At 73.7% G+C, this 7600-nt stretch carries 10 protein-coding genes and 1 pseudogene; 7 read left to right on the top strand and 4 right to left on the bottom strand.

The window, feature by feature from the left end; translation table 11 throughout:
• Positions 1-49: 49 nt before the first annotated feature.
• Positions 50-679 (bottom strand): FxsA family membrane protein, encoded by a 630-nt coding sequence (fxsA, locus tag EEJ42_RS15360; protein WP_123100505.1) that lies wholly within the window; start codon positions 677-679, stop codon positions 50-52.
• Between the two features lie 127 nt (positions 680-806).
• On the opposite strand from fxsA, the gene EEJ42_RS50870 reads away from it, so the two are divergent.
• The 7 genes and pseudogenes from EEJ42_RS50870 to EEJ42_RS54640 all read left to right on the top strand — a co-directional run bounded on the left by EEJ42_RS50870 (position 807) and on the right by EEJ42_RS54640 (position 4698).
• Entirely contained in the window at positions 807-971 is a 165-nt protein-coding gene (locus tag EEJ42_RS50870) for a hypothetical protein (protein WP_184503099.1), read from the top strand.
• Positions 968-1423, top strand: coding sequence for an MrpF/PhaF family protein (locus tag EEJ42_RS15355; RefSeq protein ID WP_123100504.1), 456 nt, complete (start codon positions 968-970; stop codon positions 1421-1423). The genes EEJ42_RS50870 and EEJ42_RS15355 overlap by 4 nt, the downstream gene beginning before the upstream one ends.
• Positions 1420-1689: a DUF4040 domain-containing protein gene (locus EEJ42_RS15350; RefSeq protein WP_123100503.1), complete on the top strand. Its 270-nt coding sequence runs from the start codon at positions 1420-1422 to the stop codon at positions 1687-1689. The genes EEJ42_RS15355 and EEJ42_RS15350 overlap by 4 nt, the downstream gene beginning before the upstream one ends.
• Positions 1686-2459, top strand: coding sequence for an MnhB domain-containing protein (locus EEJ42_RS15345; RefSeq protein WP_123100502.1), 774 nt, complete (start codon positions 1686-1688; stop codon positions 2457-2459). The genes EEJ42_RS15350 and EEJ42_RS15345 overlap by 4 nt, the downstream gene beginning before the upstream one ends.
• A complete protein-coding gene (locus EEJ42_RS15340) occupies positions 2456-2800 on the top strand; it encodes a sodium:proton antiporter (protein WP_123100501.1) in 345 nt (114 codons plus the stop codon). The genes EEJ42_RS15345 and EEJ42_RS15340 overlap by 4 nt, the downstream gene beginning before the upstream one ends.
• A gap of 4 nt (positions 2801-2804) precedes the next feature.
• Positions 2805-4025 (top strand): annotated as a pseudogene (locus EEJ42_RS54645) (complex I subunit 5 family protein); the annotation flags it as partial.
• A gap of 337 nt (positions 4026-4362) precedes the next feature.
• Positions 4363-4698 (top strand): hypothetical protein, encoded by a 336-nt coding sequence (locus EEJ42_RS54640; RefSeq protein WP_425472900.1) that lies wholly within the window; start codon positions 4363-4365, stop codon positions 4696-4698.
• Between the two features lie 72 nt (positions 4699-4770).
• Here the strand turns inward: EEJ42_RS54640 and EEJ42_RS15330 are convergent, their stop codons facing one another.
• The 3 genes from EEJ42_RS15330 to lnt form a co-directional block, all read right to left on the bottom strand.
• The gene (locus EEJ42_RS15330; RefSeq protein ID WP_123100500.1) at positions 4771-4962 is read right to left on the bottom strand and encodes a Rho termination factor N-terminal domain-containing protein; all 192 of its coding nucleotides are present in this window, start codon (positions 4960-4962) and stop codon (positions 4771-4773) included.
• A gap of 86 nt (positions 4963-5048) precedes the next feature.
• The gene (locus EEJ42_RS15325; RefSeq protein WP_123100507.1) at positions 5049-5783 is read right to left on the bottom strand and encodes a polyprenol monophosphomannose synthase; all 735 of its coding nucleotides are present in this window, start codon (positions 5781-5783) and stop codon (positions 5049-5051) included.
• 236 nt (positions 5784-6019) lie between these two features.
• Positions 6020-7600 (bottom strand): apolipoprotein N-acyltransferase (gene lnt, locus EEJ42_RS15320; protein ID WP_221179375.1); only part of this gene is annotated, 1581 nt, incomplete at its 5' end.

Below are 7600 nucleotides of genomic sequence, written 5' to 3'. Positions count from 1 at the left end.
GGCCGGGGCCACTGCTGAGCAGTGGCCCCGGCCCTTGTGCGCTTGTCGATCAGTCCTTGTCGTCCCGGACCACATCGCCCCGGACCACGTCCCCCCGGCCCGCGTCGTCCCGGCCCGTATCGTCCCGGCTCACGTCGTCGCGGACCACCTCGCCCTGGATGACCTGGCCCTCCCGCGAGCCCTCGGCCGAGCCCGGCCCCGGCTGCCGCCCCGGCCCGCCCGGCCCGAAGGCGACGCCCAGCGAGCCCGGCGTGTAGCCCATCCGGCGTGACAGCGCGGACTCGGCGCGCCGCCGCAGCACCGCCGCGGTCGGCGGGAACAGGCACAGCAGCGCGGCCACGTCCGAGAGCAGCCCCGGGATCATCAGCAGCAGTCCGCCGAGCATGGTGAAGGAGTTGCCGGTCCGCCCCGGCTGCTCGGCGGGCTCGGCGCCCGGCTGCATCGTCCGGGCCAGGTTCTGCCAGGCCCGGCGCCCCGCCCGCTTGACGACGGCCGCGCCGCCGACCGCGCCCGCGATCAGCAGCAGGAAGACGGTGAGCCCGCCGGCCGCCTCCGCGACCAGGGTCAGCAGCCAGATCTCCAGCACCAGCCAGGCGGCGATGCCCAGCGGTACGAACGTGCGGGCACGGCTGCGCTTCGGGCGGGTCGGGTCGCTCTGCGGGGATGCGCCGGTCATCATGCCTCCAAGTGTGCCCGGGCCGGAGCGCCGTACGGACCCCGGGGCGTGGATCCAGGCAGCCCCGGACGCGCATCCACGGGGAATCGGCGGCGGCCGTCCGGGTACCCGCCGCCGCGGAGGTGGCGGAATGTCCGGTGTGCTCGAAGTGCTCGCCTGGTGGCTGGTGCTGACCGGGATCTGGCTGGTGCTCATCAGCACCGTCGGCTCCCTTGAGGTCATGGTGGGCGCGGCCGCCGCGCTGCCCACCGCCCTCGTCGCCCGCGCCGCGCGCCGGGTGGTGACGGGCCGGTGAGGGCGGACGACGGCTGGCTGCTGGTGGCGCTGGTGCCGCTGCTCGCCCTCGTACCGGTGCTGTGGCGGGTCTCCCGCGGGGCGCCGGAGGAGCGGCTGATCGCCCAGAACCTCAGCTCGCTGCTGGGCGGTCTGGCGCTGCTCCCGGCCGCGCAGGGCTTCGGCCGCCCCGGATACCAGGACGTGGCCCTCGTCCTGTCCGTGCTCGGGCCCACCGGCACGCTGATCTACGCCCGCTTCCTCGGCGTCCTGCCCGGCTCCCGGCTGGTGCGCCGGACGGCCCTGCTCGGGGTTCCGGCGATCGTGCTGCCGCTGTGCGTGGCGACCGGGCCCGGCCGGGCGATGGCGAAGCTGTTGCTGATCGGGGCGCTGCTGATCGCGGGCAGCGTGGTGACCGGCGCGGGCGGCGGCCGGATGGAGAAGAACGCGGCGGACGGGGGCCGTACGGCATGACCGATGTCCTGACCGTCGTGGCGCTGCTGCTGGTCGCGGGCGCCGCCACCGCCGCCGTACTCAACCGCGACCCGGTGCGGCAGGCGCTCGTGCTGTCGTTCCTCGGGCTGGCGCTGGCCCTGCTGTTCACGTTCCTCCAGGCCCCGGACGTCGCGCTGTCCCAGCTCGCGGTGGGCTCCGCGGTGACCCCGCTGATGATCCTGCTGACCGTACGGAAGGTGCGCCGCCGCCCCGGTGACAGCACGGACGAGGGACGCGAGCGATGAGCGCCCGCGGACGGCTGTGGCTCTTCCTGGTGGGAGCGGCCGCCTTCACGGCGCTGTTCGCCACCGCCTGCTTCTCCCTGCCGCCGTTCGGCACCGGCCACCATCCGTACGGGGAGCGGGCCGTGCGCGCGGCCCTGAGCCACCACACGGCCAACGTGATCGCGTCCGTCAACTTCGACCTGCGCGCCCTGGACACCCTCGGCGAGGAGACGATCCTGTTCGCCGCGGTGCTCGGCACGGTCGTCCTGCTCCGCCAGACCGCCGGTGAACAGCGGCGGCGGCCCGAGCCCGCCGTGGTGCGTCCCCGGGTGCGCTGGTTCGCGCTGGCGATGCTGCCGCTCGCGATGCTGACCGGCCTCTATGTGATCGCACACGGCCAGATCAGCCCGGGCGGCGGCTTCCAGGGCGGAGTGGTCACGGCGACCGCGCTGCACCTCCTCTACCTCGCCGCCGACTACCGGGCGCTGGAGCGGGTCCGGCCGGTCCCCCTGTACGAGATCGGGGACGCCGCCGGCGAGGCGGCCTATGTCGTCACCGGGCTCGGGGCGCTCCTCGCGGGATCGGCGTTCCTCGCCAACGTCCTCCCCCTGGGCACCTTCGCCACCCTGTCCTCCGGCGGCACCGTGATCCTGCTGAACGCGGCCGTCGGCATCGAGGTCACCAGCGGGATCGTCGTCCTGCTGGCCCGGTTCCTGGACCAGGCCGTGGAGATCGAAGACGCCAACGGAAACGGAAACGACCACGGAAACGACGGAAAGGAGCGGGTGTGACGGTCCTGCCGTACCTGATCGCCGGATGGATCTTCCTGATCGGGGTGTACGGGCTGGTGACCAGCCGGAACCTGATCCATGCCGTGGGGTGCCTGGCCGTCGCCCAGTCCTCCACGTATGTCCTGCTGCTGGGCGTCGGCTACCGCCGCGGCGGCACCGCCCCGGTGTTCGGCGACGCGCCCACCGACAGCCGCGTGGTCGACCCGGTGGTCCAGGCGCTCGCCCTCACCGACATCGTGGTGGGCGCGACGGTAACCGCGCTGCTGCTCGCCCTCGTCGTCCAGCTCCGCAAACGGCACGGCACGGTCGACCCGGACGCGCTGTCCGAGCTGAAGGGCTGACCGGATGGACGCCGCGCGGCTGCTGCCGCTGGTGGTGGCCGTACCGCTGTTCGGCGCGGCGGTGCTGGTGGCCGCCGGGCGGCGGCTGCCCCGGCTCGCCTCCGACGTCCTGGGCTGCGCCTTCGCCACCGCCACCGCGGTACTGACGCTGATCCTGGCGGGGCACTCCACGGGCCGTCCCGTGGAATGGGTGGGCGGCTGGCGGCCGGTGGACGGCAAGGGCGTGGGCATCGTACTGGTGGGCGATCCGCTGGGCACCGGGCTCGCGGCGCTGGTCTCGCTGCTGGTGGTGGCCGTCCTGGTCTACTCCTGGCGCTACTTCGAGGAGCCGCCGCGCGGCCACACCGGCTCCTTCACGGCGCTGATCCTGCTCTTCCAGGCGGGCATGTGCGGCTTCGCGCTGACCGGTGACCTGTTCAACGCGTTCGTCTTCTTCGAGCTGATGGGCGTCGTCGCGTACGCCCTGACCGGCTTCCGGGTGGAGGAGCCGAAGCCGGTCCAGGGGGCGCTGGCCTTCGGCGTGGTGAACTCGCTCGGCGCGTACTGCATGCTGCTGGGCATCACGCTGCTGTACGCGCGCACCGGGGAGCTGGGCTTCGCCCAGCTCGGGCGGGCGCTGGACGCGGGCCCTCCGGACGCCCTCGTGCTCGCCGCGTTCGTCCTGGTGACGACGGGACTGCTGGTGAAGGCGGCCGCGGTGCCCTTCCACTTCTGGCTGCCGGACGCGCACGCGGTCGCCCCCACGCCGGTGTGCATGCTGCTGTCCGGCGTCATGGTGGAGCTGGGGGTGTACGGGGTCGGCCGGGTCTACGGGACGGTCTTCGCGGGCCCGGGCGGCATCGCGCACTCCGCCTTCACCCACGCGCTGCTGGCCCTCGGGGCGCTCACGGCCGTGCTGGGCGCGCTCATGTGCTGGCAGCAGCGGCATCTCAAGCGGCTGCTGGCGTTCTCCACGGTGGCCCACACCGGGCTGTTCCTGACCGGTCTGGCCGTGCTCTCCCCCGACGCCGTCTCCGGGACGGCGCTGTACGTCGCCGGGCACGCGGGCGTGAAGGCGGCCCTGTTCGCGTGCGCGGGCATCCTGCTCGACCGGTACGCCTCCGTGGACGAGCACGAGCTGTACGGGAAGGCCCGGGAACTCCGCCTGGTGGGGGTCCTGTTCGCGGTGGGCGGCCTGGCGCTGTGCGGGCTGCCGCCGTTCGGCTCGGGGCTCGGCAAGGCGGTCGCGGAGGAGGCCGCCGGGCATGCGGCGGGCTGGCTGCCCGCGCTGTACGTCGTGGTGTCGGCGGTGACCGGCGGCGCGGTGCTGCGGGTGGCCTTGCGGGTCTTCGCCGGGGCGGGCCGGCCGCCGCACGATGGGCAGGACGCGGGCCCGGAGACCACCGGCGAGGAGGAGCCGGAGACCGGCGGCCGCCTCGGGCGCATCCCGGTGCCGATGCTGGCCGTACCGGCGGCGCTGCTGGCCGGGGCGCTGGCGGTCGGGGTGATCCCGCCGCTGGCGTCGGCCGCGGGGCGGGCCGGGGCGCTGTTCACCGANGCTGGCCGGGGCGCTGGCGGTCGGGGTGATCCCGCCGCTGGCGTCGGCCGCGGGGCGGGCCGGGGCGCTGTTCACCGACGGCTCCGGCTACCGGCAGGCGGTGCTCGGCGGACGCGCGGCGTCCGCCCCGGCGTTCGTGCCGCCGCACTGGTCGGCGGCCGGGCTCCTGCTCGGGCTGCTCTCCACGGCCCTCGCCATCGCCCTGGCCGCACTGGCAGTGCGGCGGCCCGCCCGCACCGGGGCGGCCGCGCTGCTCGCGCCCGTACGGCGGCTCCAGTCCGGGCACGTCGGCGACTACGTCGCCTGGATGGTCGCCGGGACGGCACTGCTGACCGCGCTGACCGTCCCGGGGATCCGCTAGCGGATCGTTTCGGCGTCCGGGTGTCCGGGCGGTCCCCGCACGGGGGCCCGTGGACGCCCGGCTGTCTCGGTGTCAGCGGTTACGGCGCAGAGCGGAGATCAGCTGACTCTTCGACATCTGCGACCTGCCCTCGATCCCGGCCTTCTGGGCCTCGCGGTACAGGTCCTCCTTGGTACGCGCCTCCATGCCGCTGGACTTCGCACCCTTGGGGGCCATCGTCCTGCGCTGTGTGCGCTTGCTGCTCTTCATGGTCGTCTTGGGCATGTTCCGCCTCCTTCCGCCTTCAGTGTCCGGCAGATGACGGAACGCCGCCCGTGGGACTACTCCGAGCGCGCACGGCCCCCGGCGGGCTACGGCTCCTTGCGGCCCAGCAGCTTGTTCACGCGCGAGCCCACACCCCAGGACATGACGCGCCAAGCGGCCTCGGTGACGATGTCCCGGCTCATCTTGCTCTCCCCGCGCTCGCGCTCGATGAACGTGACGGGGACCTCGATGACGTGGAAGCCCGCCTTGACGGCGCGCCAGGCCAGGTCGATCTGGAAGCAGTAGCCCTGGGAGGCGACGGCCTCCATGCCGAGCCCCTCCAGGGTCTCCTTGCGGAAGGCCCGGTAACCCGCCGTCATGTCGCGGATCGGCACGTCCAGCATGAGCCGGGAGTACGTGCTGCCGCCCCGGGAGATGAACTCACGGGACTTGGGCCAGTTGACGATCCGCCCGCCGGGCACCCAGCGCGAGCCGATCACCAGGTCCGCGCCCTTGAGCGCGGTGAGCAGCCGGGGCAGCTCCTCGGGCTGGTGCGAGCCGTCCGCGTCCATCTCCACCAGGACGCCGTAGCCGTGCTCGATGCCCCAGCGGAAGCCCGCCAGATAGGCGGCGCCCAGGCCCTCCTTGCCCTTGCGGTGCAGGACCTTGACGTGGTCGTCCTCGACCGCCAGCTCGTCGGCGACCTTGCCGGTACCGTCCGGGCTGTTGTCGTCGGCGACGAGGATGTGGGCGTCCGGTACGGACTCCCGGACCCGGGCGACGATCGGCGCGATGTTCTCGGCCTCGTTGTAGGTCGGAATGATCACCAGGACGGTGCCCAGCGGACCGTACTTCCGCCGCCCGCCGTCGTCCTGGCCGGTGCGGCGCGGCTCCGGACCCCCGTCTGCGGTGCGCGGCTGGTCGGCCTCGGTGGTCGGCTCCTCGGCCCCGGTGCGCGGCTGGTCGGCCTCGCGTGCGTCGCTCACGGCATCTGACTGTTCGCTTCTCCGCCCGCGAGGCGATTCATCAGGTTCGTTGCTCCGGCGCGGCTGGTCGGCCTCGCGTGCGTCGCTCACGGCTACTGCCCCTTCTTGTCCGTACGTCCCCGACGGCCGATCATGATCGCGGCCGCGCAGGACAGAACGCCCACCATAGCGAGCACCCACTCCGGGGTCGCACCGACGCGGTCGGCGAGGGTCGTGCCGTCACGCAACGGGATGCGCGCGGTGAGCACATCCTGCGTGAATTCTTTCGTCCGCTGCTCGATCGTGCCATCCGGCGCGACGACCGCGCTGATCCCGCTGGTGGCCGCGCTGATCACCGGGCGGCCGTGCTCGACGGCCCGCAGCTGGTACATGGCCAGCTGCTGCTCGGGCTGGCCGGTGCGGCCGTAGGTGGCGTTGTTGGTCTGGACGACGAGCGCGCGAGCGCCCGCGTTGACCGTGTCGCGGACGATCTCGTCGTACGCGACCTCGAAGCAGATCACATCGCCCAGCCGGGCCGGGCCGACCTTCATCAGCCCGGTGTGGTCGCCGGGGTAGAAGTCGCGGGGGACGCGCTGGAGCCGGGTGATGATCTTGCTCAGTTCCTTGCGGAACGGCACGTACTCGCCGAAGGGCACCGGGTGCTGCTTGGTGTACGAGGCGCCGGGGCCGTCCTCGGGGTCCCAGACGATGCCCTCGTTGAACACATAGCCCGGCTTGCGGGGGTGGTCGACCAAGGCGCCGACCAGCACCGGCACGCCGATCGCCTTCACGGCCTCGTCGATCCGGGCGTACGCCTCCCGGTACTGGAAGGGGTCCAGGTCGGAGGAGTTCTCCGGCCATATGACGAGGTCGGGCTTCTTGATCCGGCCGGCCTTGACGTCCTTGGCCAGGTCGAGCGTGGCGTCCACGTGGTTGTTGAGGATCTTCATGGGGCGGCCGAGGAAGTCCATGCCCGCCTGCTGCACATTGCCCTGGACGACGGCCACGTCCACGCTGTCGTCCGCGCGGGTCGGGATCGGCACCGCATATCCGGCCGCGGTCACGGCGGCCGCGACGACGACCGCACCGGCGGCGGGCAGCGCGCCCCGCACCGAGAGCCGCCCGTCCTCCCGCAGCCGCCACAGGGCGAGCGCGGCGGAGGCCAGCAGCCCGCCGGTCAGCGCGACGGCGAAGGTGACCAGCGGGGCGCCGCCGACCGCGGCGAGCGGGGTGAACGGCGACCCGGTGTTGGCGAAGGCCAGCCGGCCCCAGGGGAAGCCGCCGAACGGCACCCGGTCCCGGGCCCACTCCTCGGCCACCCACAGACAGCCCGTCCACAGCGGCCACAGGGACGGCACCGGCAGCCGGGAGACCAGCGCGAAGCCGGCGCCCATCAGCACCAGGAAGAGCGACTCGATGACGGACAGGCCGATCACCGCGTCCCAGCCCACCACGTGGAGCCACTTCAGCAGCAGCACGAAGAACGGCAGCCCGAACGCGAACCCCGTCCAGGCGCCCTGGCGGGCGGTGCGGCCGTACGTGAGGAGGCTCAGGGCGGCCACGGCCAGCAGGGACAGCGGCCAGACCCCGAACGGCGGGAAGGCGAACCCGAGCGCGAGCCCGGCGACGGCCGCGAGCGCGCTGCGCCCCGCCTCGCGGCGGGCGAGCCCGCCCAGGCGGCGCCACCGGCCGGG

This window comes from Streptomyces botrytidirepellens (assembly GCF_003721215.1).
In the GTDB taxonomy this organism is placed as follows: domain Bacteria; phylum Actinomycetota; class Actinomycetes; order Streptomycetales; family Streptomycetaceae; genus Streptomyces; species Streptomyces himastatinicus.
The sequence above is the reverse complement of the archived record's forward strand: the minus strand, read 5'-3'. Positions and strand labels throughout refer to the sequence as shown.